The sequence below is a fragment of the Methanosarcina thermophila TM-1 genome (assembly GCF_000969885.1).
Taxonomy (GTDB): Archaea; Halobacteriota; Methanosarcinia; order Methanosarcinales; family Methanosarcinaceae; genus Methanosarcina; species Methanosarcina thermophila.
Map to the genome: position 1 here is coordinate 1,115,936 of NZ_CP009501.1, position 26,081 is coordinate 1,142,016.

Annotated in this window: 33 protein-coding genes and 1 pseudogene; 22 read left to right on the forward strand and 12 right to left on the reverse strand. The window is 37.6% G+C overall.

What is annotated here, in order from left to right:
• Window positions 1–165: 165 nt before the first annotated feature.
• The 4 genes from MSTHT_RS04710 to MSTHT_RS04725 all read right to left on the reverse strand — a co-directional run bounded on the left by MSTHT_RS04710 (window position 166) and on the right by MSTHT_RS04725 (window position 4,043).
• Window positions 166–378: a hypothetical protein gene (locus tag MSTHT_RS04710; RefSeq protein WP_156149713.1), complete on the reverse strand. Its 213-nt coding sequence runs from the start codon at window positions 376–378 to the stop codon at window positions 166–168.
• A gap of 63 nt (window positions 379–441) precedes the next feature.
• Window positions 442–1,551 (reverse strand): DNA topoisomerase IV subunit A, encoded by a 1,110-nt coding sequence (locus tag MSTHT_RS04715; RefSeq protein WP_048166782.1) that lies wholly within the window; start codon window positions 1,549–1,551, stop codon window positions 442–444.
• 2 nt (window positions 1,552–1,553) lie between these two features.
• Window positions 1,554–3,419, reverse strand: coding sequence for a DNA topoisomerase VI subunit B (locus tag MSTHT_RS04720; RefSeq protein WP_048166783.1), 1,866 nt, complete (start codon window positions 3,417–3,419; stop codon window positions 1,554–1,556).
• Between the two features lie 411 nt (window positions 3,420–3,830).
• A complete protein-coding gene (locus MSTHT_RS04725; RefSeq protein WP_048166784.1) occupies window positions 3,831–4,043 on the reverse strand; it encodes an Lrp/AsnC ligand binding domain-containing protein in 213 nt (70 codons plus the stop codon).
• Between the two features lie 84 nt (window positions 4,044–4,127).
• On the opposite strand from MSTHT_RS04725, the gene MSTHT_RS04730 reads away from it, so the two are divergent.
• The 5 genes and pseudogenes from MSTHT_RS04730 (at window position 4,128) to MSTHT_RS04740 (ending at window position 7,496) form a co-directional block, all read left to right on the forward strand.
• The gene (locus tag MSTHT_RS04730; protein ID WP_048166785.1) at window positions 4,128–5,372 is read left to right on the forward strand and encodes a tyrosine-type recombinase/integrase; all 1,245 of its coding nucleotides are present in this window, start codon (window positions 4,128–4,130) and stop codon (window positions 5,370–5,372) included.
• 415 nt (window positions 5,373–5,787) lie between these two features.
• The gene (locus MSTHT_RS14395; protein WP_156149714.1) at window positions 5,788–5,943 is read left to right on the forward strand and encodes a hypothetical protein; all 156 of its coding nucleotides are present in this window, start codon (window positions 5,788–5,790) and stop codon (window positions 5,941–5,943) included.
• Between the two features lie 200 nt (window positions 5,944–6,143).
• On the forward strand, window positions 6,144–6,308 hold the full coding sequence (locus MSTHT_RS14400; protein ID WP_156149715.1) for a hypothetical protein: 165 nt from the start codon (window positions 6,144–6,146) through the stop codon (window positions 6,306–6,308).
• A gap of 348 nt (window positions 6,309–6,656) precedes the next feature.
• Window positions 6,657–6,779: pseudogene (locus tag MSTHT_RS15505) on the forward strand (hypothetical protein); the annotation flags it as partial.
• Window positions 6,780–7,496: a hypothetical protein gene (locus MSTHT_RS04740; protein WP_048166787.1), complete on the forward strand. Its 717-nt coding sequence runs from the start codon at window positions 6,780–6,782 to the stop codon at window positions 7,494–7,496.
• On the opposite strand, the gene MSTHT_RS04745 is transcribed toward MSTHT_RS04740, so the two are convergent.
• The gene (locus MSTHT_RS04745) at window positions 7,453–8,382 is read right to left on the reverse strand and encodes an IS5 family transposase (protein ID WP_048166788.1); all 930 of its coding nucleotides are present in this window, start codon (window positions 8,380–8,382) and stop codon (window positions 7,453–7,455) included. The two genes, MSTHT_RS04740 and MSTHT_RS04745, sit on opposite strands and share 44 nt — an antisense overlap.
• Window positions 8,383–8,875: 493 nt before the next feature.
• On the opposite strand from MSTHT_RS04745, the gene MSTHT_RS04750 reads away from it, so the two are divergent.
• The 3 genes from MSTHT_RS04750 (at window position 8,876) to MSTHT_RS04760 (ending at window position 13,688) form a co-directional block, all read left to right on the forward strand.
• Window positions 8,876–10,705: a TOTE conflict system archaeo-eukaryotic primase domain-containing protein gene (locus MSTHT_RS04750; protein ID WP_156149716.1), complete on the forward strand. Its 1,830-nt coding sequence runs from the start codon at window positions 8,876–8,878 to the stop codon at window positions 10,703–10,705.
• Between the two features lie 444 nt (window positions 10,706–11,149).
• Entirely contained in the window at window positions 11,150–11,860 is a 711-nt protein-coding gene (locus tag MSTHT_RS04755) for a hypothetical protein (RefSeq protein ID WP_156149717.1), read from the forward strand.
• Window positions 11,861–13,058: 1,198 nt separating this feature from the next.
• Window positions 13,059–13,688, forward strand: a complete 630-nt coding sequence (locus MSTHT_RS04760) for a hypothetical protein (protein ID WP_048166791.1) — start codon at window positions 13,059–13,061, stop codon at window positions 13,686–13,688.
• Window positions 13,689–13,996: 308 nt separating this feature from the next.
• On the opposite strand, the gene MSTHT_RS04765 is transcribed toward MSTHT_RS04760, so the two are convergent.
• Complete coding sequence (locus MSTHT_RS04765) at window positions 13,997–14,317, reverse strand: hypothetical protein (RefSeq protein WP_156149718.1); 321 nt, start codon at window positions 14,315–14,317, stop codon at window positions 13,997–13,999.
• A gap of 120 nt (window positions 14,318–14,437) precedes the next feature.
• Window positions 14,438–14,623, reverse strand: coding sequence for a hypothetical protein (locus MSTHT_RS04770; protein WP_048166793.1), 186 nt, complete (start codon window positions 14,621–14,623; stop codon window positions 14,438–14,440).
• Between the two features lie 229 nt (window positions 14,624–14,852).
• Between MSTHT_RS04770 and MSTHT_RS14405 the strand changes: the two genes are divergently transcribed.
• From MSTHT_RS14405 to MSTHT_RS04780, 5 genes are all read left to right on the forward strand, one after another.
• Window positions 14,853–15,017: a hypothetical protein gene (locus MSTHT_RS14405; RefSeq protein WP_156149719.1), complete on the forward strand. Its 165-nt coding sequence runs from the start codon at window positions 14,853–14,855 to the stop codon at window positions 15,015–15,017.
• Window positions 15,018–15,061: 44 nt separating this feature from the next.
• A complete protein-coding gene (locus MSTHT_RS04775) occupies window positions 15,062–15,463 on the forward strand; it encodes a DUF1249 domain-containing protein (RefSeq protein WP_082086768.1) in 402 nt (133 codons plus the stop codon).
• Window positions 15,464–15,498: 35 nt separating this feature from the next.
• Window positions 15,499–15,672: a hypothetical protein gene (locus MSTHT_RS14410; protein ID WP_156149720.1), complete on the forward strand. Its 174-nt coding sequence runs from the start codon at window positions 15,499–15,501 to the stop codon at window positions 15,670–15,672.
• Window positions 15,673–15,943: 271 nt separating this feature from the next.
• Window positions 15,944–16,096, forward strand: coding sequence for a hypothetical protein (locus MSTHT_RS14415; protein ID WP_156149721.1), 153 nt, complete (start codon window positions 15,944–15,946; stop codon window positions 16,094–16,096).
• Window positions 16,097–16,177: 81 nt separating this feature from the next.
• On the forward strand, window positions 16,178–16,522 hold the full coding sequence (locus MSTHT_RS04780) for a carboxymuconolactone decarboxylase family protein (protein WP_048166795.1): 345 nt from the start codon (window positions 16,178–16,180) through the stop codon (window positions 16,520–16,522).
• Window positions 16,523–16,575: 53 nt separating this feature from the next.
• Here the strand turns inward: MSTHT_RS04780 and MSTHT_RS04785 are convergent, their stop codons facing one another.
• Both MSTHT_RS04785 and MSTHT_RS04790 read right to left on the reverse strand, forming a co-directional pair.
• Window positions 16,576–17,037: a universal stress protein gene (locus MSTHT_RS04785; RefSeq protein WP_048166796.1), complete on the reverse strand. Its 462-nt coding sequence runs from the start codon at window positions 17,035–17,037 to the stop codon at window positions 16,576–16,578.
• Window positions 17,038–17,187: 150 nt separating this feature from the next.
• Window positions 17,188–17,547: an ArsR/SmtB family transcription factor gene (locus MSTHT_RS04790; RefSeq protein ID WP_048166797.1), complete on the reverse strand. Its 360-nt coding sequence runs from the start codon at window positions 17,545–17,547 to the stop codon at window positions 17,188–17,190.
• Window positions 17,548–17,956: 409 nt separating this feature from the next.
• Between MSTHT_RS04790 and MSTHT_RS04795 the strand changes: the two genes are divergently transcribed.
• The 5 genes from MSTHT_RS04795 (at window position 17,957) to MSTHT_RS04815 (ending at window position 21,270) form a co-directional block, all read left to right on the forward strand.
• Complete coding sequence (locus tag MSTHT_RS04795; protein WP_048166798.1) at window positions 17,957–18,538, forward strand: thioredoxin family protein; 582 nt, start codon at window positions 17,957–17,959, stop codon at window positions 18,536–18,538.
• 4 nt (window positions 18,539–18,542) lie between these two features.
• On the forward strand, window positions 18,543–19,187 hold the full coding sequence (locus tag MSTHT_RS04800; RefSeq protein ID WP_048166799.1) for a cytochrome c biogenesis CcdA family protein: 645 nt from the start codon (window positions 18,543–18,545) through the stop codon (window positions 19,185–19,187).
• A gap of 209 nt (window positions 19,188–19,396) precedes the next feature.
• Window positions 19,397–19,798: an ArsR/SmtB family transcription factor gene (locus MSTHT_RS04805; RefSeq protein ID WP_048166800.1), complete on the forward strand. Its 402-nt coding sequence runs from the start codon at window positions 19,397–19,399 to the stop codon at window positions 19,796–19,798.
• Between the two features lie 68 nt (window positions 19,799–19,866).
• On the forward strand, window positions 19,867–20,616 hold the full coding sequence (locus tag MSTHT_RS04810; RefSeq protein WP_048166801.1) for an arsenite methyltransferase: 750 nt from the start codon (window positions 19,867–19,869) through the stop codon (window positions 20,614–20,616).
• 189 nt (window positions 20,617–20,805) lie between these two features.
• Entirely contained in the window at window positions 20,806–21,270 is a 465-nt protein-coding gene (locus MSTHT_RS04815) for an arsenate reductase ArsC (RefSeq protein WP_048166802.1), read from the forward strand.
• A 55-nt stretch (window positions 21,271–21,325) separates the two neighbouring features.
• Here MSTHT_RS04815 and MSTHT_RS04820 read toward each other — a convergent pair whose 3' ends face one another.
• The 3 genes from MSTHT_RS04820 to MSTHT_RS04830 all read right to left on the reverse strand — a co-directional run bounded on the left by MSTHT_RS04820 (window position 21,326) and on the right by MSTHT_RS04830 (window position 23,356).
• Window positions 21,326–22,225 carry a permease gene (locus MSTHT_RS04820; protein WP_048166803.1) on the reverse strand — a complete coding sequence of 300 codons (900 nt, stop codon included), beginning with the start codon at window positions 22,223–22,225 and terminating at the stop codon, window positions 21,326–21,328.
• A gap of 176 nt (window positions 22,226–22,401) precedes the next feature.
• Window positions 22,402–22,842 carry an ArsR/SmtB family transcription factor gene (locus MSTHT_RS04825; protein WP_231588196.1) on the reverse strand — a complete coding sequence of 147 codons (441 nt, stop codon included), beginning with the start codon at window positions 22,840–22,842 and terminating at the stop codon, window positions 22,402–22,404.
• A 208-nt stretch (window positions 22,843–23,050) separates the two neighbouring features.
• Window positions 23,051–23,356: a hypothetical protein gene (locus MSTHT_RS04830; protein WP_048166804.1), complete on the reverse strand. Its 306-nt coding sequence runs from the start codon at window positions 23,354–23,356 to the stop codon at window positions 23,051–23,053.
• Between the two features lie 340 nt (window positions 23,357–23,696).
• Here MSTHT_RS04830 and MSTHT_RS04835 point away from each other — a divergent pair, with 340 nt between their 5' ends.
• The 4 genes from MSTHT_RS04835 (at window position 23,697) to MSTHT_RS04850 (ending at window position 26,056) form a co-directional block, all read left to right on the forward strand.
• On the forward strand, window positions 23,697–23,996 hold the full coding sequence (locus tag MSTHT_RS04835; protein ID WP_231588197.1) for an ArsR/SmtB family transcription factor: 300 nt from the start codon (window positions 23,697–23,699) through the stop codon (window positions 23,994–23,996).
• A gap of 318 nt (window positions 23,997–24,314) precedes the next feature.
• Window positions 24,315–25,286 (forward strand): permease, encoded by a 972-nt coding sequence (locus MSTHT_RS04840; RefSeq protein ID WP_048166806.1) that lies wholly within the window; start codon window positions 24,315–24,317, stop codon window positions 25,284–25,286.
• 87 nt (window positions 25,287–25,373) lie between these two features.
• Window positions 25,374–25,607, forward strand: coding sequence for a thioredoxin family protein (locus MSTHT_RS04845; RefSeq protein WP_048166807.1), 234 nt, complete (start codon window positions 25,374–25,376; stop codon window positions 25,605–25,607).
• Window positions 25,608–25,771: 164 nt separating this feature from the next.
• Entirely contained in the window at window positions 25,772–26,056 is a 285-nt protein-coding gene (locus MSTHT_RS04850) for a putative zinc-binding protein (protein WP_231588242.1), read from the forward strand.
• Window positions 26,057–26,081 lie beyond the last annotated feature (25 nt).

The following is a 26,081-nucleotide window of genomic DNA, read 5'->3' on the forward strand; positions in this document are numbered from 1 at the left end:
TACAGTCCTTCAGTAAAGTATTACACGTTTAATTTCACTATATTTTCCAACAGTCTAAAAAGTAATTCCCGAATAAAAACCAGCTTGGAGTAAATACTGTTCATCACGATGCATATTAATATTAGCTATGTCAGCCAGAAGGATTCGCCCGCAGTTTACACTAAGTCAAAACTCCAGCCAATAAATTTGAATGTAACTATATAAATTTAACCATGCCGTTGACTCTAGACCGTTGAGCTGAAACCGTTGCGCCGGTTTATCACCAAGCGTTGCGCCGCTTAACCACGCCGTTGCTTGGGGTTTTCGCTCAAGCCTTTTTTGAAAAGGCTTGTGATCAAACTTTTTTCTAAAAAGTTTGCGCTCAAGCTCTTTTTTCAAAAGGCTTGCGCTCCAAAATCTTTTTTCAAAAGATTTTGTGAAAAGGCTTGCAGGATGCAAGCTTTAAAGCATACCCAGTTCTTTTAACCGGTTCGGAAGATAAACCTCGGTTACGAAATCGAGACCTTTGCCTGCGAAAGCCTGCTGTTCAGCTTTTTTACCTATATCGAGCTGAAGCTGAATCTGTTCTTGCCAGTAATCGGATTCGAAACGGGGATCGGATAGCTCACTCCGCAGTGCGCTTATGTCCTGTTCTGTAAGCTTGTCGGTTGAGAGTTCATATTCGACTATATCTGAAGGCTGTAGACCGAGGAACTTAGCTGATGGAGTTGCCATAAATTCAGAGAGATGGGCACTTTTTATGGCTCCGTAGGCAACCGAGGCATAGATCCTGTAGGACCAGGGGTCGCCGTCCGTAAAAACGGCTACAGGGAGGTCTAGCTCCTCGTTCATACGTTTGATAATCCTGCGGGTTGACCTTGCAGGCTGTCCTTTTAAATGGACAAGGATCGCATTGTAAGCTTCGTCAAAGCCATTTTCCATAAGACGCGCGTACATACCACCAGTTTCTATGGCAATTATCATGCTTGCATCGTGGTCTTTGAATTCAATATTTTCCACATTGAAAGGAATCTGGTATCCGCCTTCACCCACGTCCTTCTGGCAGTGAATAATCCGTTCTCCTCTTTTTGTCTGCTCGGTAATCTCAATGGGTCCAAACATTGTAGCCCCGTCCTCCTCAGGGCGCATATGGAAAAATTCCCTCTGGAGATTGGTAAGGAGCTCAAGATCTTCGATCAGGCGGTCGCTCTCAGCCTGTTCTTTGAACTTCGCAGCAACCCAGCCCTCTGAAATATAGTAGAGTTCTCGAAGCGTTGATCCGCGATTATGGGCGAGATGTTCGTTTATAAGGAAGTCTGTCGCGTAAACGGTTTTCAGGAGCTGGAATGCCCCTTTTACGGTTTTTGCGCTCCTTTCGCTTTCTCTGTCTCCGTAGACCCAGACATCACTCTCATCGGAATATTCTATATTCGCTTTTGTCCGGCTTGGAAGGCTGACGCTTGGGATAACCTCATTCTCAAACTGGTTATAGATCCTTTCTACAAGTTCAAGCAGCTTTTCCCTTGCCAGGGCATCTCCCTTAGACATTTTGTTATTTGTTTCTCTAGCCATTTTTATGCCCCCTTGAAGGCTTTTGCCCCGGTTACAAGCTCTTCTTCGAGCCCTTCCACAATAAGGTCGGGAAGTTTTTCGAGTTCTTTATCAGTCACACTTTCTATCCTGTAGCTGAGTACCTTTGAAGATCCAACTGCTGCCGAGATATCCCATACGTAATCATAGTCGTTGCCCAGGGTCACAACCTTTGGTTCTGGCTTTGCCCTGCTTATTGTCCATGGCAGCATCTCATGAACTCTGAACGCGTATGAAGAAGTTCCGAAATTCTTAACCTTAATTACAATATCTGCGGACCCATCCTCATTCTTTTTAACTTTTCTGTGTACGAGCAGATTCCCCATAATCTTTGCAACAACAGGGTTAATGTCAGGGACATCCTTTTCCAGGATATTTGCTACCTTTGAAGCCATCTGCGGGAGTACCTTTGTAATTATAATCTCTTTCTCCCGGCGCTTCTTAAGGTTGCTCTGTTTACTAAGATAGTGCTTGAGTTTTCGTGCAACCTCCTTGATTGCAAGATCAATCTCATCTTTGATTACGGGAATATCGGCAATTGCATCCTTTGATTCTGAGGTAAAAGGTACGTTAATAGATGCCACATGAACAAGCAGGATAGCCGGGCCTACAGGAAGTCCCCCTCCAGGCTGGTTTAAGCCGTACTGCTTCCATTTGATGTCTTCTACTGCATGTGTGATCACGCAGCCTCCCTGCTGGTAAAGCAGAGGCACCCGATTAGCAAAACGCATTATGCTGATCTTGTCTTCTTTCGGAAGGTCCCCCCCATAGGCGAGCCCGACTTCAACTACAAAAGGGTTTCCGGAATATACTGCAGGTTTTCGCGTGCTTGTGGCAATGAAATCCACGTTTGTTTCTTTTTCAAGCCCTCTGTAGATCAGCTCTTCCCCGATCGGGGAAAGACAGTCTGTCGGAGGAGCCATGATCTTTACCTTTTCAAAAGCTTCGATTAACTTTCTTGCTTCATGGCGTCCCAGGGTTTTTGGGTCGACTTCGGGATCAAGCCCCGCAGCTTTGCAAATCTCTTCGGCAGTCAGCAAACCTATTTTACAGAATGAGTATCGGAGGAATGGGGCGAGTTTCTGGCGCTCGGTGTAATGGAGCATTTTCATAAGAGTGCCAAGCTCTATACCTTCAGGATGGGGCAGGATTTCCTGGGCTGGCTCAGGCATCTTATCCGTGGCTCTTTCAAAGACCACCTCGTTACCGTCAGGCTCTATAAGGGTAATTCTTGCATGTGGATTCACAATTGCAGTAGCTTTGAGGTACTCGTAAACTGACTGCCTTCTTCCTTTTACATAGGCAGCCTTCATCTCCAGCTCGATCTGAGTCCCGTGCGGGCGGAACCAGTCTCTGATTTCATCTTTCAGAATGTCAGGCTCATTCGTGCTGGTATTGATCATAAGCTCGTAATAGTGGGCAGGGGAATTGGGACCGGTTTTGGACAGAATTTTCGTATGCCTGCCCGCAGTCATCTGGGCATAGAGTACGGCTGCAGAAATCCCTATTCCCTGCTGTCCCCGGCTCTGCTTGAGGGCATGGAACCTTGAACCGTAGAGAAGCTTTGCAAAAACCTTTGGAATTTGTTCTTTTACAATTCCAGGCCCGTTGTCTTCTACAATGACAGTTACGTAGTCCTGTCCGGTTCTTTCGATCTGGACAAGGATGTCAGGCAAAATACCTGCTTCTTCGCAGGCATCAAGGGCATTATCAACAGCTTCTTTTACGGTTGTTATAAGGCTTCGAGGCGCCGAGTCAAAACCCAGGATCTGCCTGTTCTTCTCGAAAAACTCTGCGACACTTATTGATTTTTGATGCTTTGCAAGTTCTTCTGCAACGGTGAATTCCATGAAATTTTACCTCTGGTGAGAATGTAATGTAACTTTATATTATTTTACAAATGACTAAACTAAGAATTAAAGTAAGAATTTATGCTTCTTTCAGCAGCAATTTTTAGTCTTATATTTTCTTAGAACATCCTTCAACACATGAGAAATAGTTCGCAGCCTGAAAAACATTTTTACAATAAGAAAAATAGTCTCACAATATAAAAAAATATCTTTATATACAGCAAAAGAGCATAAAATCAGAAAATTTTCATTTACGTTTTTATTTTAAGCAGGTTTAATTAAAACCTTTAAGCAGCTGATTCTGACGATTTCCATTTTTCATAAAAAGTCAGGGTAGTCCGCACCTGCTAGAAAATATAAATTATTCATTTTGTCTCGTGATAGAATCCTGTTGATTTCGACTCTGGCAGTTTAAAGTTCTGCCCCGATAATTGTCTTGGTCGTTTTTACGGTTTCCTGTTGTCTGATTATATCTACCACATCGTTAAGAGTGTACAGATCTTCAACATCTATAATTACTACAAAATCAAATTCCCCAAAGACATGATAAACGTCCTTAATCCCTTCAATGTTCTTGAGTTCCCTGTATGCCGCCTTTTCATAACCTGGCAGCACGTTTATCATTGATATACCGAAAATGGCATCACAACCTTAAAATTTATTATGCTATTAATGAGGTAGGATCTATGGTAAAACAGAGGTATTATTTTGAAAAGCTTGTTTGATAAATGGCTTGGAGCAGTTGCAAAGTCAGATAACACAAAAAGAAATTACTCGCATGCTATTAAAGCATTTTGTGAATTTGTAGATAAAGCTCCTGATCAACTCATTATTGAAGCTGAAAAAGAAATCAAAGAAGGTTTGCTAACGCGTGAAAGATCTGTTTCTGATTATGTACCAGACTTCATAGAGCATTTGGAAAGCAAGAACCTTGCTCCTAATACCATTCGCGGATATATAATGGCTATTCAGTCGTTTTACAATTACTATGATATTCAATTTCCTAAACAGAGAAACCTTGAATCTATAGTATTAGAAAGTAACGTTGAAATACCTTCAAAAAATGACGTTCAAAAAATATTAAAAGTATGTGATCCTTTGGAGAAGGCAATTGTTCTTGTTGGTGCTTCAGGTGGATTAAGCTCTAATGAGATTATTAATCTAAAAGTTGGTACTTTTAAGGATGGATATGATTCTACAACAGGAATAACGACCTTAAAAATACGTAGAGGCAAAACTAAGACCGATTTTATCACATTTCTCACTCCTGAAGCTAGTCAGGCAGTTAATGATTACCTAGAGTTCAGAGATAGAAAATCTGATTCAACCGATATTAGGAAACAAAGACAATTACAGAAGCAGCATGTTTATTCTGATAACGATTATCTTTTTATTGGTAGGACAATACCGAATGAATGGCTTGAGAAAAGAGATGAGCGACTCAGGAAGCTTGAAAGAAATTCCTTCCTCAAGATATACCGGATGCTGAATGAAAAAGCCCGTAAGTCAACTCCTAAAGGGACATGGAATATCATCCGAAGTCACAACCTGAGAAAATACTATGACTCTGCTTTGTTAAATGCTGGTTGCGACTCTTTCTTTGTTGAGTTTACAATGGGACATAAAATTGATAGAACTAAAGCCGCTTATTTTCGATCTGATCCAACCTCTTTAGCAAAGATATATGGAAAATATGTGCCTTATCTCACAATTCAAAAAGAGGCAGATATTTCAGAAAGTCCTGAATACCTGCGGATCAAACAGGAGAATCAGATCTTGCAAGCTGAGACAGCCCGACATGTTGTGGAAAGATCAGAGCTGCAAGAACTAAAGGCAGAGATAGAAAGGATAAAGGAATCCCAAGAAATTACCGAGATTACACTAGAACTGCAGAAAAAAGATCCTGAGTTCTTAAATGCTGTTATGGAGGCTCTTAAAGCTATGAAAAATTAATTTTCTAGTTTCCTTATATAAAATTTTAATTATTTTTATGAAAAGATCCAGCACTTAAAATATTGAAGGACATTTGCTACCCCAATTGTGATAGGATGTTATTATACTAATGTTTTTTTATTGTTTAGTAGCAACTAATATAGACAGATATATAAAGAGATTAACCGTTCACAATTATGAACGGTTAATAATTATTAACCGTTTATCGGTAGCAGGCTCATAGTTTGACCATTATCTTTTTATATAAGAGAACTGTACAATACTTTACAGTAAAGTAAAAAAATTGGTGGAGATTAATAACAGACTGATATAAAACATACAAAAAAACGTTAAATTAAGATTTAACGGCACTAGAGGTTATTTTACTATTACAGTATAAATTCAACAACATAGTTCACTTAAAATGGAGAATAAAATGGAATATCCACAACTATACGGAGGCAAAGTACCTGTCGTAATGTATGTTGAGAAAGATGTCTTTGCAAAAATCGAAGCAAAGCGTGGTAAAGAGTCTAGAAATTCATTCTTAAACAGAGTACTTGAAAAGGCATTAAAAACGGGAGTCCGTTAAATCTGCCTTCTCTGCGTCTGGTCCACACAGAGAAATTAGGCAGTCAACGACTTATCGAATATAGCGAGATTGTGTATTACAATAAGATTGCATTTGTACTACACAGCGTAGTATTGTGTAAAAGGATGTATATATACTTTTACAAATACGGACTTCTGTTTTTGATTGCCTTTTGCAGTTTTTCGGCTCTAGGAGCTTAAATGCTGAATATCGAACAGTTGCAACCCTACACAGTTGAGACTTTGAAAAAAATTTGTGCAGATCGAAGAGATACCATCGAGCATATGCAAAAATTCGGAACCACCTTTGAAAAAGCTGTAGCACTCGTGATCCTTACAGCCGGAGGCGAGAAAAGTGCAGTATAAAAACAGATGTACAGATGGTTCACAACATCTGCAATATGTTTCAGGCCAAACTTTGGACTATATGCCACCCTCTAAGAGAATAGATTACTCTTTCAATCGTCTAAGAAACTTTTCTAAGCATCAGTGGCTAGATACTAAACGCTTGCAGGATAATAAGCCTGAAAAATTGCACGAAGAGGAGCAGAGCGGGAGGACTTATTAATGTCCCTTCCTGTCATTTCTAAAAAAACCCTTAATGAGGGAATTTTGGATCATTGCAGGAAGGCTGCGAACTTAGACAAATTCGTTAAGTTATATGATAAAGGTGATTGGAGAGCCTTTAAATATCCCTCTTAGTCCAAGGCAGATTACGCACTATGCTTTATTATTGCCTTCCATACTCAAAATAAAAGGCAAATTGACAGGTTTTTTAGAAAAGGAGCGCTTTACGGGAAGATTAGAACCGGACTTGTAAGCATACAGGGTGTTTAAATGGTTCAACTTACCCTTACACAAAATCCTCGAATGAGCCAGGATAAGCGGATAGGAATTGCCAATCAAATCTATGACCAGTTCGTATCTGGGCCCTGTATTATTTACAAAACTACTAGGGCTGGAGCTACGATTTCACTACTAGCAGAATCCATGAATAGAAACGAAAAGTTTGTTTGTTTAGTCCCTACTAATAGGATTGCAACTAACACAGTAATAAAAGACTCTAAAAAGTACTCAGATTTGGATAATGCTGTAGTTATTCGTGTTCCTGCGAACAAAGAATGCCTAAAAAATGAGCTTCTCTGTGAAAAATACCCAGATCTAAGGCAACTTCCTGTACTACCTATTGCAGATTCATGTTTTGAATGCGATGAGTTTGATAAATGCTTGATTACAGCAGTTGTAAGAAAACCTGATGCAAATGGTATTGTATTGACTTACAAAAAAATAGCAGCTCTCCAGCTTGCTTCTCATTTAAGACCTAATACATATGCAGAAGAGGTTTTAAAGGTACTTGAGAAGTCAAAAAATCTGATACTAGATGAAATCCACGAAATACAGTTCGGAGATATAACTTCAGTTACAGTGTACAATGACACATCTTTCGATATTGTAAATCTGGAGAAATATATCTCCATAATGACTGATTTTGATTATCTACGCCGAGTAATTACTCAGTTTTCCTTAATAATGAAAGATAATACGGCTCTGTAGAAATCCTTAATTTAATCCATAATAATTGTATTACTTTTTTGTTTATATTATAGACTATTAGTTTAACTTTTACTTCTTTTACTTGATTTCTAACCTTTCTTGCTCTTAATGTTTCTCCAAATTTTCTTTTTACAACAGATATTATTGTCTCTACTATATTCCTTCTATTGTATTTGATCTTATCAAAGTCTTTGTTTAATTGTTTTCTATATTTTCCGTTTATTCTCTTTCTTTTTCTTTCTCTCAAAGGTACTATTGAATCTGCTTTTATCTCTTCTCTTATTAGAGTATGAATTTCTTCGGAATCATATCCTTTATCCATCACATAACATTGAGACTTTCTTGACTTGTTTGATTGTCTTATCAGAGTCTTTGCATGCTTGACATCATGATCTGTTTTTTGGCTAATTTTCCATCCTAATATTACTTTTTTAATAGTGTCTACTGATATTGAAGTTTTAAGGAAGCTCCTTCGGAGCTTCCCTGTTCTCTTAGAATAATAATGACTTGCATAAGAACTCGTAAATCCTGTTGCATCAATTGCCGTAATGAGAACTTTTTCTCCATGTGAGTAAAATAGTTTTAGAGTTTTTGACAAAATTAGGTTAAACAATGAAGAGGGAATTCTGGACACAAACTTTTGAAGAGTAGTGTAATGAGGAACCTTATCAAGGTCAAGTTTTTCCTTTATACTGTTCATGAGGTCAACAAGTTCTACAAAGTCACGGTAGTCTGTACTTATATACTCCTTCAATAAAACAAGAACAAGAAGCTGATGTTGAGTATAAACACGTTTGGAATATTTGCAGGAGTAAAGGTTCAGTCTGGAAGACTGAACCGTTTTAAGACTGAGATCAATAAATTTAATATACTTATTTGATGACAATAGCAATTGCTCCTTTGTTTTTTGTGTGGACAAAAAAATTAAGGAGCATTTTTACAATTTTATTTTTATAATTTTTGGGTAAAAACAGAATTTAGAGGATTTCTACAGAGCCGATAATACCATAAAGACTTCTGTTCATGAAGTTTTAGGTGGTGCTCAGGAGGAGGACTACTGGAAGCATCATCTTACCAAATCAATTCCGAACCCGAGCACTGGAGTAGCCGATGACGGAGAAAACGAGACTAAAGTCACATTAGGTGCATATAAAGAAATTATAGAACTAACAAAGAAAAGGAGAAATTATGACCTTGAAATGGGTAATATTCTAGATCTCTACAAAATGATATCAATTGTTACGAGTAAAGTCATCTCTATCAATGGTATACGAGATAAAGGAACTATAAAAATAAATCTATCTGCAGTTGATCAGTTAACCACCAAAATGATTCAGTCTTATACGAAGAGAATGCAAAGCAGGAATAGGCGTATCTTATTGACCTCTGCAACAATTTGCAGTTATGATTATGGGCAACTGTTTTCAGGTGGAGTCAAACTTAAAAAAATAACATTTGGGATCAATGGGGATCCAGTGAACAATAACTCTAAAATGCTTATTCTGTCCGATTCCAAAAAGTATGACGCCTTCGGTAGAAACTCACGATCAAATAAGAGAGACGAGATCGTATCTAAGATAATAAGCATTTTAGAAATATATGGAGATGAGGACTGCATAATTGTAACTATCAGCGAGAGAGAAGCTTCAAGTTTAGAGGCTGCATTGAAGGCTGCAGGACACCCGTATGAAGTAACTTATTACAAAGATCCTAAAATGATGGGGATATCTGCAAGTCAGAGGATTATGATTGCTGTAGGGGTTGCAAACAAGCCTTCAAATGCTTTTGACGTGGTTACAACAGACACTGAATCCTCTAAGAGAATGTTATATGAGTCTATCCATTGTGATACATGGCAGGCCTGGAGTAGAGTAAAAGATCCTAATAGTGAAGTTCCAAGTATTGTGTTCGCTTTAGGATGTACTGTAGAGGAATGTGAGGGTTTAACAACATGGGGATTTGATCGAAGTATAGAGATTGCTCCTTATATTGAAAGGCAGAAAAAACGGATTACAGTTTCGTGTGACAAAGGATTAATTTCGAAGCCACAAATAAAAAAATGTAAGAATTTTGATGAGATGATGAAGGAGGCTAGTTTACATAAACGGTCTAAAAAAACACTGAAAAATACTGAAAATCTCCTTATTTATAATAATATAAGGAGATTTTGCTATAAATACCCTAAAATTTTACACAGTAGCGAAGAGATTGTAAAACTCATTATCAATCGTAACGATGCTTATGCCATGCAGAAATCTGACGGGTCATACATAAAGTTTTCTACTCAAGTTACGGACGAAACTATTAGAAAGCATTTGAAAGGGATCATTACAATTGGTGCTTATCAATTCAATCAGGAGAATAAAGTTAAATGGATCTGTTTCGACATAGATTCTCATCCACCTAAAAATAGAATTGAAAGCGAAGAAGATATTAGAAAAAGAGATGAAAAAGCAGAGTACAACCGAGAGAGAATGTGTAATTTCCTGAAAAACGCCAATATACCTTTTCTTCTGGAAAAATCAGGTTCGCCTCACTCTTATCATATATGGGTGTTTCTTCGCCCTGTAGATGGAAAGAAGGCAAAACAATTTGCAACGATAATAAAAAAAGAAAGCGGAATTAATTGTGAAGTATTTCCAAAGCAGGAAGGAATAGGGAAAAACAGCTATGGTAATCTTGTTAAGGTTCCTTTGGCAACTCATCAAAAGCATAAAACTCAGTCTCACATAATGGTTAATGGTAAATTTGTAAGAGAATTTACTGATTTGGAAGTCGAAGTTTTAGATATTAGTGGTTTTGAAGCTCCAGAAGAAAAAACAGTTGAGAAGAAAATAAGGCCTGAAAAACACTTAGTTCGAGTAAATGGTCAGATTAAGACTAAAATAAGACCTTGTATCAGGAATGCTCTAAAAATGCAGTTAACAGGTGATTCTGGCAACTTCATGCGTGTAGCTATTTGCAGGGAACATTACAACGCTGGAGTACACAATCCTGAAGAATTAACTAATCTTTTTAGGACTCAATCTGACTTCTCTTATAGAAAAACGAAATACTACATTCATAAGGTACTTGAAAAACTATTACCTAATGTAAAATGTGAGACTTTACGAGTGAAGGGAGGTGAATTTGTAAACTGTGCAGGTTGCCCCTGCACGGAAGTAACTTTTCTTACTCATCATATAAAGGATGATTTTAAAATAACCTAATTACTTCACAATTGTGAAGTTATGGTGTTCAGTGTATATGTGCAATTATATCCTAAAAACCCTTTTTGATACGAATTGTCTTGTACTAATTATATTAATATGCAAATATATTAAATATGTTGCTATGTAATTTTTTCGAAAAATACAATGAGATTGAAGGGATACCCGTATTTTTTCAAACACCAGATTGGGTTTTGATCTTAATTCGATTCTCTATAGGAGATAAAACTGTAATAGACATTCCATGTGAACTGGCTCCAATAGCTAAAGTAACGTTATATGTAGAGTGCTTAGTATTAATCTCATGAATAACACTTGAAGAATACAAACAGGATAACTGGATATTAGAAGACTTGTTCCTTGGTTTAGAAATCAAAGGTGTTGAGCATCCAAACTGGCAAGAAGAAATGAAAAAAATAGTAAGTAAGATCAGTGTGAAGAGGAATGAAAGACATGAATAACGAAAACGAGTCAATAAAAGCAAATAAACTTTCTCGGTTATCGTCTTCCAGCCGTAAAACGTACGACTTAAACGAGGAAATAATTCAGTGTAACAGGTTATTGAATGATCCTTATATAACTAAACGTGATAAAGCAGAATATCTCGAATGGAAACAGACGTTAGAAGACAAGGTTATTGAATGGTGGGATATCAATACCGAATGCCTGCAAGAGAGAAACCCTGAAAGCTGGGTTCTTGAGCTTGACAGGAAAGCTTTTGAAGTAATGCTAAAAAATATTCATAACGGCGAAGAGACTGATATTTTTGATTTACTGTTTGATAAGCATAGAATCCATATTGAGTGTTTCCCTAGGGACCTCGGAAGCGGTGAGTTTGGGATGCAGTTCTATTGTCCAATTTGTGAAGACTGGCATTTACATGGAATAGGAGAAGGGCATAGGGTAGCCCATTGCAGGTTTGATGGCTTTCATAGGTACGGAGAAAAAATGCCCAGAGACAACCCGCTTCAAGAGCATGGCTATGTAATAAAAATGATGAACGAAGAAGATCTGCGGAGAATTCGAGATGAGATCGACGCTTATCTAACATATACAGAGAGCAAAGGACCGCATAATAACCACGGCAATTTTAAGTGTGACCGAGTTCAGAAGGGTATATATAAAGTAACCAAAGAAGTTGACGGAAAGGAATAAACAAGGTTAGATGAGATACCTATAGAATACCAGTATAGTGTAAATTCACTCCAGGAGTTCTACAAGGCTCAAGGCTCGTTAAAAAGTTTTTCTGTTATCCCGATTGTTATTGGCAATTGCAAAGTCCTTCTTTTCCTCGGGAGGAGTATAATGACTACATTTACAATTTTTCGGCTTTGTAAGCCGGCTTTAAATTTATTCGTAAAAGATGTTCTTTCTATCGTCTATCCTTTCTTTGACTTCTTAAAGTGAATATATTCTCAAATAATGTGTTTAAGACTATACGCTTTATAGGTTATGGAGATGAGAATAACAACGCTTTCAGAATCAGACGAGACTCAGAAGAACGAGTATAAAGAAGCTAATCAGGGAAGGAATAACAACACGACCTGTTTATTTCGAAATAGGAACCTAGAACCTGATATAGTGATGATGAAACATACAGGGATTTGGAGAAAGCAATCTCTAGGAGATAGTTAGGAGGCATATACTGCAGGATCATAACTAGGCCAAATTGTTGTTTATATAAAGACTGGCTCTAATCAGATGTAGCACCGAAATAAGATGCTTAAAGTTGGCAGAGAAATTGATACCTCAAAACAAATGCGGAGTGTGGGATTCGAACTCCAAAATCCCTCGATACCATACTTAGCATATTAATATTATATACTATTTTTCAATCCCTAGTATTCCTTATGAGTTAAAATGATGACCATACAAACCTACACATAGAGTTGTCAAAATAATCTACTCTACTTTCCGCAGAGATATACAAAAATCACCTATTTTCTCAATTGGGGCGTAAAGTAAAAGCCGTCCTGCTTTTAACTAATAATATTGGGCAAATCAATAAATTGTCTTTATATCTATGTACTCTATGGAATATAGGTTACATAAAATTCCTGCAATAATTTCTTCAGCAATAATATCTTCCACTTCAGCAGGTCTTCTGTTATTTCAGTATGTCTTCGGTTATTTCAGCAAAAATTTTTCTTATTTTCCTAATCTTTACTGATACAATTCATATTGCTTCGACTACAACTTATACTCCAATAGTTTCTGTAAGTACTCTTGAAGTAAAAGTTTTTTTGATATTTACTGCACCATAAAAGAATGAATGCTATTATTTTTAGATTAGCGCTCTATATTGGTAATTTTGGAACGATTCTTTATATACATGGAGCGCATACTATGTTTAATGACATATATAAATCTATACGATGATTTTTTGTATCATGATAAGACTTGCAAAATTACTAAGGAAGAACTGAATGAGTTATTCCCTCAATATAAAGAACGCTGGGATGAATTACTAGGAGATTCTAATGGTTGGAGGAGAATTAAAATTGTAACTGCAGCATTTGCAGATATCGGAGAGGAAGGGGGCATATCGATGTTAGTTACCCCAACCATAGATGGTGAATTTCCAGTCAAAACCGAGGAAACCTTCGAAGAACAGGCACAAAAGTATGATAAAATTGTAGGTAGTGTTCATGAATTTGGCACCTGCAAATCCGATCTTTCCGAAGAATGTAAATATCCACTTGCACAAATGTATGTAGCTGATCCAGATGCTAAAATAGAAAAGTTCAATGAATTTAAACTAAAATACGGAACTGTTGAAGAAAAAAGGGAGATTATTAAAGAAATTGAAAGAGAAAAAGAAATTGGAACATATTATTCCCTTGATCTAGGTATATGGGAGCCTGTAAAAATGGATAGAGGCGAGTATAAAGGTATGGACCCAGTAGTTACAAGTCAAGGAAATGTAGCAGTTGGTAGAAAGTATGCTGGACAAAGTGTAAAAGTTTTTGTAAGGAAGCAGTGAAAATTAACTTAAACTTATTTCTTTTTTGAAACCATATCTTTGTCGGGGACTATGCAGCAAAGTTCCCGCACAATTGTTACTTTAATCCCAACTTCATTCTATCCACAACTTTTCCAACTTTAAAGGTGAATTCCTTCCTCCTAACTATTGGATTATTCTTTCTCATTATGGAAAAACTAAGATCTACTCAAATTTGTTGTTTATCGGATTATTTCCTAACTATGGTTCAAACACGCGAAGTATGCATTGAATTTCTAAGTCGAGCTTTCTACAGAAGTAGAAAATAGGAGAAAAGAGATAGTAAGAAATTAATTGTCTTCTGGTATATGGATGATTACTGTTAATTCTTGACCCTCTAATTCCTTGCCCACAGAAGACAGGCGTCCATTATTCCCAAAAACGCCAGTAAATACACGGTCATCAGGCGTAACCATAAGGTTATTTCGTTCCTTATGTCCGACTATAATAGTTACTTCTTTGTTTGCGTATGCTGTTTTTTTAGGCATAGGGTATCCCTTAGAATCCACTTTGAAATATTCTACTTCATCATGTCTATTCGGGATCAGCACCATACTGCACATTATTTTCATGGGTACAGTATTAGACGGCCTATTAGGTTCTCCAGTCATATTCTTTATATAGTAGACTTAAACTTTATAAACTTTATGACGCAAAAAAGGGATTAATCAACTTCTTTTATCTCTTTCGCAGTTACGTTCTCTTCCCAATGTACAGAAAAAGGGGATCATTTAGATCACCCCATGTCTCGCAAGAATCTGCCTTCCTATCTGCCATTGTTGTGCTATTCTGCAGGCTTCCTCATTTGTCAGGTTGAAAGGCTCAAGAATTAAGTAAGCTTCGGATATTGTTGTTGCTCTTTCGAGTGCTTTCTGAATTTTATGCCATTTTGTTGCTTTTCCTCTTCTCTGAATCATTCTACTACTCCTTTTATCTTATCTGGTCTTTCTTATTCAATACTAAAATTAGGCTTAAAGTATATATAGTTTATGACTAAAAAACTGATTTAATTCACCATAACCCCATATTCTTAATGCTCCATTTGTCTCCTATTTATGTTTTGACCTATGCTCCACTAAAAGGAATAAAGTTTATATACTTTAAGCCTAATCACTTTATTGTAGTAACATACAAGGAGCGCAACAAATGAGAATTCAAGACCTTAAAATTGGAATGGCTGTCAGATACGAAAACCAGAAGTGGAAAGGCATAGTAACAGGCATTAGAGCTTCATACAATGAAGCAGTTGTAGTCTTTGAAGGAGACGGAGCAGATGAGTTTATAGAAATCGATTATCTGAGGCCCTTCTAATCAGGCCTTCTGATTCTTTTCATGTTGTGCTCGGGAGAAGGTGAATGAAAATGAGAAGAACGACTTATGAGATGATTTTCGCAAGACTTCAGCAAATGGGAATTATTGACGAATACGGAGAGATGCAAGCTGACTATATGAAGTTTGCAAGCTCCGGTTTAATGCCTTTAAACGTGGATAAGCTCACATCTAATACAATCGCGTTAGCACACAACGGAAAGCAAAACGGGGATGTAATGGCTGACCCTGATATGGAAGTGAGGGTTTATCCAGAATTGAAAATGGCTGAAGCTCTTTCATTTAGAAATGATTACATGGGGATCTATCAAGAAGTATATCCAGAGCCTGGAAAATACTATCCGAAACTCAAGAAGGAGCTCAACAATTTTCTGAACAACTGGCTTAAAACTATGATTGAAATGCAGGATTATCAATTAGCAGCATAAGAAATGGAGAAAGTATACTCGGAACTGGCTTATCCATGAAGCTGGAAGAGTACCATGGGCTTTCTGTGGAGATCTCTCCAGAAGATGAGGTGTTTCTCATTCCAGATAAGTTCAATTGGTGCTCCATCTTCCGTGGGATTGGAATCGCTGAAAAAGGATGTTACCATTACATAAATGAAAGTGAAAACAGTAAATGGGACATTTACTGAGTTTTACAGTTATCAAGTATCCCCTTTGTCAATGTTTTAACTAACTCTGTATACTGTTCAAAAGAGTTGGTTCTTCCTTAACCCTTTCTGTGTATTTTATATAATGTTTGATCCCATATGATAATCTCTGAGAATTATCGACTCATTAGTAATCCATCAAGCTGATCTAGAATGCATCAAGAATAATTGATACTCGCCCTCTGGATTTTTAAAACTTTAATCTCTATTTTAATTATAGTCTTTAAATGTCCAATGTAAAAGGGGATTGAATATGAGTAAAGGGAATGATGCAATGTTGGAAGAAGAGAATCCTGAAAGTGACTCAAAAGATGAGGAAGAAGATTTACTGTATACTCATAAGTCTGAAGATAGAGGAAGTAGTATGCAATGGAACTCTGCCTTCTGCAGAAGACCAGGCCATTAAAAACGAATAAAACGCCTAAAACTTCGTGACTCCTGAATGATTTTAACTGTAATAATATTTCTTTAAAATGGAGGTATTAGCATGTCATTTTTTAACGAAACATTGCCTGAAACTGCGGAAGCTTTCGGACAGATGAGAAATTCCATTTTTAAAGACGCTTTTCTTGACCTTAAAACAAAAGAATTAATTGCTGTCGCTTCTTCAGTCCTTATGCGCTGTCAGTTCTGCGTTGATACTCATTCCCAAAGAGCCATTGCTGCAGGAGCAGCAAAGGAGGAGATCGCAGAAGCCATTTCAGTCGCAATGTTTGTTGCTGCGGGTCCACAAATAGGATGGACTAATATCTATAAAGAAAACATATACGATAAAATCTTTGAAAAGGATATTAAAGAAGAAGATGACTGTAACTGTTGCTGTGGCGACTGAATACCTAATTTTATTATCTAAATTTTCATAACTTTACCTGATTTATTCTAATTTTATTCCTTTACTACAAGGACAGAACTTTTGGAGTGCCTTATCACCTTATTGGTTACACTTCCAAGCAAAAATCTTTCTAACCCACCTTTACCAAGAGTTCCCATTATTATCAGATTTACTTTTTTCTGCTCAGCAAATTCTAGGATTGCATTGGCGGGGTTACCTTCAATAACTACACTTTCAAAGCCTATTCCCTTATTCCTTGCAACATCTCTTGCGTATTGAATAGCATCCTTTCCTTCTTGACGCAGAGTTTCCTCTACGACATCCCAGTTAGAGCCTAGATAAATTGGTGTCTCCAACGTAGGCAGAGTATATGCATTTTTGTCCAGAACATAAAGGACATAGACCTTTGCGCCCACTAATTTTGCAAGTTCCATTCCTTGAAGCACGGCATTTTGACTAAACTTAGAACCATCTGTTGCAATCAGAATTGTCTGGTAAGTATTGTTAAGAGTCACTAATCTCCCCCAGTTCCAATAGTTATTGAATTGCGTTGATAAAACTAAATAAAAACAAGTTATTACAATATTATTTGAAATACAAGTAAATGAAATTATGGTAGCTGTTTATACAGCCTTTGATATTATGTAAGAGATGAGTTCTCATGTTTACTTAGTTTGGAGGGGCTTTATCTTTGAGATAACGTTTAGAATATCTCTGAATTCTGGGTTCAGCCTGTAAAACTTCCATTTAGAGACGTTGTAAGCTTCGATAATTCCACATTTTCTCATAATAGTCAGATGGTGAGAAACTAGGTTCTGCCTCTCATTTAACTTGAATATAAGTTCGCATACACAATGGTCTCTCTGAGAGAGAAAGTATGCAATTTTTAATCTTATAGGATGCCCGAGAGCACTGAATATTTCACTCGCTTTTTTAATCTCATTGTCCAGAAAATCTATTTCCTGGATCATTTTTTCTTCCCATTCCTTTTTTTTCTCAGGGTCCGCAGGACAGCAGTAACTCATGAACAAAAGAAGTTAACTGTTCTAAATAAGAGTTTTCATATCAATTTCGTTTGATATTAAACTTATTACTTTTTATACTTGGCAGTTTTTTCCCCATTCTCATACTCTGAGATTGCATGTCAATGTATGTTGATATGGAAATGTTCATTTTTTATCAACTGGAATCCCGAATTTAATTGAAGGAACTGATGCGTGTTTATTGAATGCAATTTACTTAATATTTATAACTGTAATATAATTTTTTGGTCATGTCGCCTATTTGGCATCAATTAGATTCTTAAAATCTTTTTGCTCTTTTGTAATCTGGGTAAAATATTTATATCATTCATTATACTTGAATATATCAACATATTTTGATTCTTAGAATCGTTTGTAGCAAAAACGTAACTGCTGATTTGGGAGAATTATAATGAAACGACTAAATAAAATACAGGATAAAGAGCGAATTTATTCATTTCCTTTCTTTTTAAAAAAGCCGCTCTATGTTTTAGCTATTTTTTGCTTAGTTTTCTTCAGCTTGGGCTGCACTGATATTAATGATTCTGGTGATAAAACAGGGACTGTTGAAACTACAGCTGATGTTAATAATTCTGCTAGTAAAGCAGAATTGATTGAAGTCACGAACCTTAGTCAGATTGACGAGGCTCTAATAAAAGGTCCCGTTGTGCTGAAGCTTGGATCTAAGGGCTGTATCCCCTGTAAGGAGCAAGAAGATATACTTTCAGAGATTCTTCCAATGTATCAGGGCTCTGCTTCAATCATGCTTATTGATATCAAAGAGTATCCAGAATTTGCGACAACATTTGGAGTAAGAGTAATTCCAGATACCTGTATAATTACAGGCATCGAGGACGGCAAATATATGTATATACGACAGGACGGAAGCAAAAGTTCAGAAAGATCAAGTGCAAGGTTCCTGGGTGTTGTTGATAAAGAAACTCTTTCAATGACACTTGAGAAAGCTATTGACTCCAGAAACACAAAGGAGTAAATCTATGTTTTCCGACTTTCTTCCGGTTGCTGCTTTTTTTGCAGGAGTAGTGAGTGTACTCTCCCCCTGCATCCTTCCTGTAATTCCGGCAGTCTTTGCTTATTCAACTGAAAAAGGAAAGTTCAGGCCCCTTGCAATCGTACTGGGGCTGTCCATTTCCTTTACCAGCATGGGGATTGTCACTTCCCTTTTTGGAGCAACACTTACAGCCTATTTAGATCTACTTTATGTCTTTGCCGAGGCTCTTCTTATCACGATGGGTGTTTCACTACTCTTTGACCTCAATATCTTCAATTTTTTTGGAAATTTTTCTTCACTTGCAAATTCCAGAAAGGAAGGTCTTTTTGGAGGCCTTTTACTTGGTCTCTCCCTTGGGATTGTCTGGCTTCCTTGTGTTGGCTCAGTACTTGGTACCATCCTTACAATGGTTGCAGTTTCAGGTAAAGTTGCGTATGGAGCTCTAATGCTTTTCATATATTCCATAGGCTTTTCCATTCCCATGCTTCTCGTTGCTTATTCTGCGAACTTTTCCTCCGCGAGACTTCAGAAAGTTTCAAAATATGGGTTTCCTTTAAAAAAGATTGCAGGCCTTATTGTTTTGGGTGTCGGCTTTTATATGGTTTACCAGAACCATTTTAGTAGTTTCTGAGCTTTTAGGTACTTCCAGAAACTTATTTTTCAGATCCTGGAAGATATTGAAAATAGAGCACCCAGTATACTGATATTCTACAGCAGTTTGAAGTTGTTTTTTGTCTAACAATAAGTAACTCTAGAATCTTCAATCCTTTTTGATTAGACATTACTTTTAAAAATGAGTTCAAGAACTAAAGGATTTAGAACTAATAACCATAAATATATATGGATATATGCCCATATACTCATATAACCATGCTTGATAGTAAAGTGAAGTTCTTTAAAGCTCTCGGAGATGAGACAAGGCTTACTATCCTGTCTTACTTGCTGGAGCACAGTTACTGTGCCTGTGATTTCTCTTCTCTTACAAGAAAGGATCAAACTACGGTCTCAAAACACCTTAAGGTTCTTGTTGAGGCTGGTATTTTGAAGTACGAAAAACAGGGAAGAAACATCATCTATAGCATTAAAAACGAGGAGATTGGGGCTTTGCTTCTATCTCTTGGGATTAAGGATGTAAAGCCCTGTTGTGATGGACAGCAGGTCTCAGGAGTATGTCCTATGTGCAAAACTGAACACAGAACTAATACTGTTAATGAGACTGTTGATAACAGGGTTGAGAAATAAAGCTAAGGATAACTGAAAGTAAGCTAAAGGTAGAATAGAAAAATATCAACTAAGGAATGGGTAGGACAATGGATGCAAATGAAAAAAAGGAAGTTATCAAAAAGAAGTATCAGGACATTGCAGTCTTCGGAGGTTCCTGCTGTCCTGGCGGTTCCTGCTGTGGAGAGACAAGTCCGGTAGACCTTTCCAAGTCTCTCGGCTATTCCGAATCTGATGTTCAGGCTGTTCCGGATGCAAACCTGGGACTTGGATGTGGCAACCCTACTGCTTTTGCAGATCTGAAACCGGGAGATATCGTTCTGGACCTGGGTTCTGGTGCGGGATTCGATTGCTTCCTTGCTGCACAAAAAGTCGGAAGCTCAGGAAAGGTTATCGGAGTCGATATGACTCTGGAGATGATTGAAAAAGCGCAGGCTAACGCTCAAAAATATGGATATTCAAACGTTGAATTCCGCCATGGAGATATTGAAGCTCTTCCGGTTGAAGACAGTTCGGTAGATATTATTATCAGCAACTGTGTGATTAACCTGGCACCTAATAAAGAAAAGGTTTTCAGGGAGGCTTTCCGTGTCCTGAAACCAGAGGGCAGGATGTATATTTCGGATATGGTTCTCCTTGAAGATTTACCTGAAGAGCTTAAAGATGACACTGGTCTGCTCGCAGGCTGTATCGCTGGTGCCGTTTTAAAAGAGGAATATTTGAAGTTTCTGAAAAAAGCAGGGTTCTCAATAGAGATTCTAAATGAAGATTTGGATATCAGCAAAAGGCAATACGGAGATTTGCCAGTTGAGAGCCTGAAATTAAAAGCCTGGGTGTAAAAAGAAGACAGGGCAAATATGGGAAAAAGCATGAGTGAATATCATCAGTTCCTGATGGTTTCTTCACTGATCCCCAATTTTCTTTTATTATTTAAAGAATCTGTACTTATTATACCTGATTTTTAATGCTTTATAAAAGGATTAATAACCGTCACAATGCTAATTAATTGTTGTATTCAATAACAATTAATGGTACCAAATACAAGATTACAGGAAAAAAAGAAAATTCTTTTTCTATGCACTCACAACTCAGCCAGGTCTCAGATGGCGGAAGGTCTTTTGAGGGCTATCTATGGAGATCGATACGAGGCTTACAGTGCTGGGGTCAGTGCCACAGCTGTAAATCCCTATGCTGTTCAGGTTATGAAGGAGATAGGTATCGATATCTCCAGTCAGTACTCAAAAACTCCCAAAGAATTCCGGGATATCATTTTTGATATGGCAGTCACAGTATGTGATCGGGCTAGAGTTTCCTGTCCTATATGCAGTACGAACCTGGAAATTCAGACCGAATACCCCAAAGCAAGAGAAGTAATTCATAAAAGTTTTGAGGATCCTGCTGCAGCTTTGGGATCAGAAGAAGAGAAGCTAAAGGTTTTCCGCCAGGTCAGAGATGAGATAAAAGACTGGATCTCCCAGGTATTTGGGAAATAATGTCTGGTCTTTGATCTGCTTGCCTGGCATCATTCCTTAACTTTTTTGAAGATTTTCACAATGTCAGCATATTTGCAAGATATCCTGCAATCACAGCTATTGAAAAAACCGTCACCACGAAGGCTGTCAGTAGTCTTCTCTTGAATATTGATGATAGAAGTGTCAGCTCAGGTATGCTGGCTCCTGCACCGCCGATTATCAGTGCCAGAACAGCTCCCACACTCATTCCCTTCTCAATGAGTGCCAGTCCAATAGGAATCATAGTTTCAGCCCGGATATAGATAGGGACACCGATAATTGCAGCAACAGGAACTGCTAGAGGATTGTCCGGCCCGGCTAGGCGGGAAATGATATCCGTGGGCACGAAACCGTGAATGAATGCTCCGATTCCTGCTCCCAAGAGCAGATAAGGCATAAGCTGACGGAAAAGGCTAAATGCGAATACTGCAGACCGCTGTATTCTGGACTTCGCATTCGTTTCCTGCTCACAGTCACAGCGGTTTCGTACAACAGCAACTGGCTTAATCTGACTGGAAAAGCCTAACCCATCAAGTAAGAGACCTATAACAATTGTAGATACGAAGACAACGACAAAATAGAGAGCAGCTATCTTCCAGCCCAATAGTATGATAAATAGAGATATTATTACCGGGTTTAGCAAAGGTGACGAGAAAAGAAATGCCATTGCTGCAGCAAAAGGTACACCAGCCTTAAGCATCCCCAGGAGAAGCGGTACGGTTGAACAGGAGCAGAAGGGAGTAAGTGCACCAAATCCTGCCCCAAGAATACTGCCTACAACTTTATTTCTTCCCCCCAGAGCTTTTTTTATGGTTTCATCAGGGACATACTCCTGAATCAGTCCCACTAGAAAGGTTATTCCAATAAATAAAACAGTAAGTTCTACAGCTATCTCAATAAAGAACTTGGCCGCCACAATTAAATTATCCCAGAACATTTTGATCATCCTTCAAAATTATTTTTTTCTTCAAATAATCGAAAGCTACAGCTCTTTGAAACTTGAAAGCGACACATATCCTCTCAGAAACCCGACTTTTTTGAGGTTTAGACCGTTTTTGAGAGGTTCAACTTCGTCCCTAAATACTACTTTCAAAAAGAGAACTTTCTGGAAGCTCATTTATCATAAAGTAGTTTTGCCTGGTTAAGTATTTCAATAACTGCTCCTTCCGAGAGACGAAAGTAAGACCATTTCCCTTCTTTCCGTTCTTTGATCAGGCATGCACTCTTCAAAACTGAAAGATGGTGAGAAACAGTCGATTGAGAGTTTGAAAGGGCAATAGTTAATTCGCAGGCACAGAGTTCTCCTTCTTTTAATAGTTTTATAATTTTGAGACGATTGGGATCTGAAAGGGCTTTAAAAATCCTAGCTTCCGAATGTAGTGCTTCTTCATCCAGTTCATTTACCAGAGAACTGAGCTTCTGCGTTCTTACCTCTAACTGATCCCTGTCAAAAATAAAACGTTCCAATCTTCCAATTTCTACTTCACGCTTACTTTTATTCACATCTAATTTTCTTTCAGCTTCCATGAGTTTACCTACAGCAGCTGCCTCCACCTTCTAAAGGAAGTAGCATCTTTTTGCTCTGTTCTTTTGACCAGCACTTCACACACAGTTTTATAATTCCTAAGTCCCTGTGATTGGCTCGGAGTAACGAATCTTCCTCTTTTCCGCAAATTGAGCATGTGAGATTCATTTCCATCGACTCACAACAAAATTCTTGTCAGTAAATGGCAACACTACATATTCATATACGTAGATATAATTACTTTCTTTTCCCCTGCCAGTATGTCTCATATTCCTTAAGTACTGCGACTTTGAGTTTCTCCAGTTCTTCTTCGGGAATTTCATTTATTTTTGTAAGGTTTCGGACAAGTTCTTCTATGTCTATATTTTCCGGTGCCTTGCCTGCAGAAAAATGCTTTTCGAATTCCTCATCCAATCCGGCAATTTCCATATCTTTGTTGTCAACTTTTATTTTTTTGATGCTTACAATAGAAGGACCGCAGCAACAGCAACTTTTGTCGCTTCCAACCAATTTTCCAAGCAAATTTTTTCCAAGTTTGCCCATCTAAGAACATCTCCATTAGAGATCTATAAGATATATCAAGAATTATTGATATTTATGTCTGTCGATATGATATAAAAAGATAACGACTTCAAAAATAGAAGCCTCAATGATGGGAATAAAATAGGCATATGTGGCTTTCCATATATTCGAACGAAACTACTTATTGGCCGATTTCAAGGATGACAACTATATTGTAATCTCTAAGTTAGGGACCAAGAATAACAAGGGCAGAAATAAGGATTATAAGCGATTAAGATCTTGGAAATTCATAAGGGTAATTCAGAGTTAACTTCTGTCTTTAGAAAAGTATATATACCTTCTACATTCAATGTATGTTGATATGATTAATGAAGAAAATCTACAACTATTTAAGGCCCTTAGCGAAGATACAAGGTATAGAATTATCAAGGCTTTAATTGAATCTGAGTGTAAATGTGGGGAAAATAAACATGGTAATAAAGGAGAAATATGTGCGTGTGAGATCCCAGAAATTATCGGCAAGACTCAATCCAACACCTCAATGCACCTTGCAAAACTACAGGATTGGGGGATAATTAAAGTAAGAAAAGACGGCAAAAAGAGATTATATTCTATACAAAATGAAAAAATCAGGAAAATCTTGGAAGTCCTTGAAGAATAAGATTTTGTAATAATTATTGAAAACTTAAGAGTTATGAAGAGTTGTGTTTTCATCAGCTCATTTATTTACATCTCAAGTTTCAGGGAATCTTTTTCTATATTCCACCTCTTTTCTCATTCATCAAATCTGCGGATTTTTTTCTCTGAAAACATGTCGGGGAATCTGCTGATATCAGTAAATCTGTAAGAATTCAAAATGAATAAAGTGTTTCGAGGCCTATGGGAATATTTATATAGTATGCAATGTATCAATGTATGTTGATATATTTGAGAATTGAGAAATCAGTGAAGAAATGATGGATATAAAGGAGGAGCCAAAATGGTTGACGTGTTTTATCCTCTTCAATGGATTGCTGACCAACTGACATACGAGGTGTTAGGAATTGCACCTGATACGCGCCTCGCTGCCAGTGTTAATTTTGTTATCTATGATGTAATGAAAATTTTCGTTCTTCTGGCTGTAATGATCTTTATCGTTTCCTACATGAGGACATATATCACTCCTGAAAGAACAAGACAGGTTCTTGGAAGCAAGCAAGGAATCAGATATTATGTTCTTGCGTCTCTTATTGGAACAGTGACTCCTTTCTGTTCGTGTTCATCAGTTCCGATCTTTATAGGATTTGTGGAAGCTGGAGTGCCTCTGGGAGTCACTTTCGCTTTTCTGATCACTTCTCCTCTTATAAACGAAGCTGCTGTAGCTGCTCTATGGGCAACTCTCGGCCTTAAGGCTACAGTGATGTATGTTATATCAGGAGTTGCACTGGGTGTTCTGGGTGGTTATCTAATTGGTCATTTGAAACTTGAAAGATATGTAGAAGACTTTGTGTATAAGATGAAAGTGGGAAAACAGAGTACTGAAGATCAAAAACTAACAATTAAGGAAAGAGTAGATTTTGCTTTTGAGAGCGTAAAGGAAATTGTGGGTAGAGTATGGCTCTATGTAATAATTGGAGTCACTATAGGAGGCATTTTTCATGGATATGCGCCTGAAGGTATACTCGAAAAGTATGCAGGGGAAGACAATCTTCTTGCAGTGCCAATTGCTGTACTTATCGGAGTGCCCCTTTACTCGAACGTTATGGCAATGATACCTATTGTTGAAAGCCTGATAGGAAAAGGACTTCCAGTAGGAACTGCCCTGGCATTTCTCATGTCTGTTACAGCCGTGTCTCTGCCTGAGATGATTATCCTTAGAAAGGTACTGAAAAAAGAACTGATAGCGATCTTTGTTTCAATTGTAGCAGTTTCGATAATCTTTACAGGTTATCTATTCAATATGTTGTTGTAAACCTGCTACCTTCTGAAATTTGAGAGCATTAAAAATTAGTAAATATAATCGAAGTAGAGTTCAACTAATGAAAAAGGAGGAAAATGTATGAAAATAGAAATTCTCGGAACAGGATGCGCCAAATGCAAAAAAACAAAAGAAACGATTGAAAAAGTACTGAAACAAACTGGCGTTGAAGCTGAAGTAATTAAAGTTGAGGATATTGAAAAAATTATGAGCTACGGCGTTATGGTTACACCTGCAGTTGTTATCGATGGAGACGTAAAACTTGCGGGCAAAGTTCCAGACGAAAAAGACATTCGAAAATGGATTGCAAAATAACCGAGAAATATGTGCTTTTTGTAAAAAGATTCAAAATTAAACGAGGATCTGAAGGAGAGAAAAAAAATGGCAGAAGAAACTAATGTTCATGCGGCTCGGCAAACGTTGCACTTTTCCCCTGCGCAGGGGCAGCCAATGTTGGACAGATCTCAAACAAAATCGCTATTGCGCTTGAAGAGCAGGGAATTGGAAATCTTATGTGCACTGTTGGAATAGGAGCCAGAGCTCCAGGACTCATGAAATCCGCTGAATCTTCTGACAGGATTATTGCAATTGACGGCTGTCCGGTAAACTGTGCCAGCAAGACTCTCGAACTTGCAGGTTTTAAAGTTGGCCGCCAGATAGTAATTTCAGAATTAGGGATTAAGAAAACAAAGGATAGAAACCCAAAGAATGAAGAAGTAGACGAGATTCTCGAAAAGGTCATTGGGATACTGCAATCGGAGTGATTTAGGTTCCAATTAACATCTATTC

Bases quoted from the DNA above. Each gene is read 5' to 3' on its own strand.
- MSTHT_RS04800 (WP_048166799.1), top strand. From the start codon at position 18,543: ATGTTTTCCGACTTTCTTCCGGTTGCTGCTTTTTTTGCAGGAGTAGTG.
- MSTHT_RS04760 (WP_048166791.1), top strand. From the start codon at position 13,059: ATGACATATATAAATCTATACGATGATTTTTTGTATCATGATAAGACT.
- MSTHT_RS04820 (WP_048166803.1), bottom strand. From the start codon at position 22,225: ATGTTCTGGGATAATTTAATTGTGGCGGCCAAGTTCTTTATTGAGATA.
- MSTHT_RS04815 (WP_048166802.1), top strand. From the start codon at position 20,806: ATGGTACCAAATACAAGATTACAGGAAAAAAAGAAAATTCTTTTTCTA.
- MSTHT_RS14400 (WP_156149715.1), top strand. From the start codon at position 6,144: ATGCTGAATATCGAACAGTTGCAACCCTACACAGTTGAGACTTTGAAA.
- MSTHT_RS04810 (WP_048166801.1), top strand. From the start codon at position 19,867: ATGGATGCAAATGAAAAAAAGGAAGTTATCAAAAAGAAGTATCAGGAC.
- MSTHT_RS04725 (WP_048166784.1), bottom strand. From the start codon at position 4,043: ATGATAAACGTGCTGCCAGGTTATGAAAAGGCGGCATACAGGGAACTC.
- MSTHT_RS04805 (WP_048166800.1), top strand. From the start codon at position 19,397: ATGGATATATGCCCATATACTCATATAACCATGCTTGATAGTAAAGTG.
- MSTHT_RS04835 (WP_231588197.1), top strand. From the start codon at position 23,697: ATGATTAATGAAGAAAATCTACAACTATTTAAGGCCCTTAGCGAAGAT.
- MSTHT_RS04780 (WP_048166795.1), top strand. From the start codon at position 16,178: ATGTCATTTTTTAACGAAACATTGCCTGAAACTGCGGAAGCTTTCGGA.
- MSTHT_RS04715 (WP_048166782.1), bottom strand. From the start codon at position 1,551: ATGGCTAGAGAAACAAATAACAAAATGTCTAAGGGAGATGCCCTGGCA.
- MSTHT_RS04775 (WP_082086768.1), top strand. From the start codon at position 15,062: ATGAAAATGAGAAGAACGACTTATGAGATGATTTTCGCAAGACTTCAG.
- MSTHT_RS14405 (WP_156149719.1), top strand. From the start codon at position 14,853: ATGAGAATTCAAGACCTTAAAATTGGAATGGCTGTCAGATACGAAAAC.
- MSTHT_RS04840 (WP_048166806.1), top strand. From the start codon at position 24,315: ATGGTTGACGTGTTTTATCCTCTTCAATGGATTGCTGACCAACTGACA.
- MSTHT_RS04720 (WP_048166783.1), bottom strand. From the start codon at position 3,419: ATGGAATTCACCGTTGCAGAAGAACTTGCAAAGCATCAAAAATCAATA.
- MSTHT_RS04755 (WP_156149717.1), top strand. From the start codon at position 11,150: ATGAAAGACATGAATAACGAAAACGAGTCAATAAAAGCAAATAAACTT.
- MSTHT_RS04795 (WP_048166798.1), top strand. From the start codon at position 17,957: ATGAAACGACTAAATAAAATACAGGATAAAGAGCGAATTTATTCATTT.
- MSTHT_RS04830 (WP_048166804.1), bottom strand. From the start codon at position 23,356: ATGGGCAAACTTGGAAAAAATTTGCTTGGAAAATTGGTTGGAAGCGAC.
- MSTHT_RS14415 (WP_156149721.1), top strand. From the start codon at position 15,944: ATGAGTAAAGGGAATGATGCAATGTTGGAAGAAGAGAATCCTGAAAGT.
- MSTHT_RS04765 (WP_156149718.1), bottom strand. From the start codon at position 14,317: ATGACTGGAGAACCTAATAGGCCGTCTAATACTGTACCCATGAAAATA.
- MSTHT_RS04740 (WP_048166787.1), top strand. From the start codon at position 6,780: ATGGTTCAACTTACCCTTACACAAAATCCTCGAATGAGCCAGGATAAG.
- MSTHT_RS04770 (WP_048166793.1), bottom strand. From the start codon at position 14,623: ATGATTCAGAGAAGAGGAAAAGCAACAAAATGGCATAAAATTCAGAAA.
- MSTHT_RS04845 (WP_048166807.1), top strand. From the start codon at position 25,374: ATGAAAATAGAAATTCTCGGAACAGGATGCGCCAAATGCAAAAAAACA.
- MSTHT_RS14395 (WP_156149714.1), top strand. From the start codon at position 5,788: ATGGAATATCCACAACTATACGGAGGCAAAGTACCTGTCGTAATGTAT.
- MSTHT_RS14410 (WP_156149720.1), top strand. From the start codon at position 15,499: ATGAAGCTGGAAGAGTACCATGGGCTTTCTGTGGAGATCTCTCCAGAA.
- MSTHT_RS04790 (WP_048166797.1), bottom strand. From the start codon at position 17,547: ATGAGTTACTGCTGTCCTGCGGACCCTGAGAAAAAAAAGGAATGGGAA.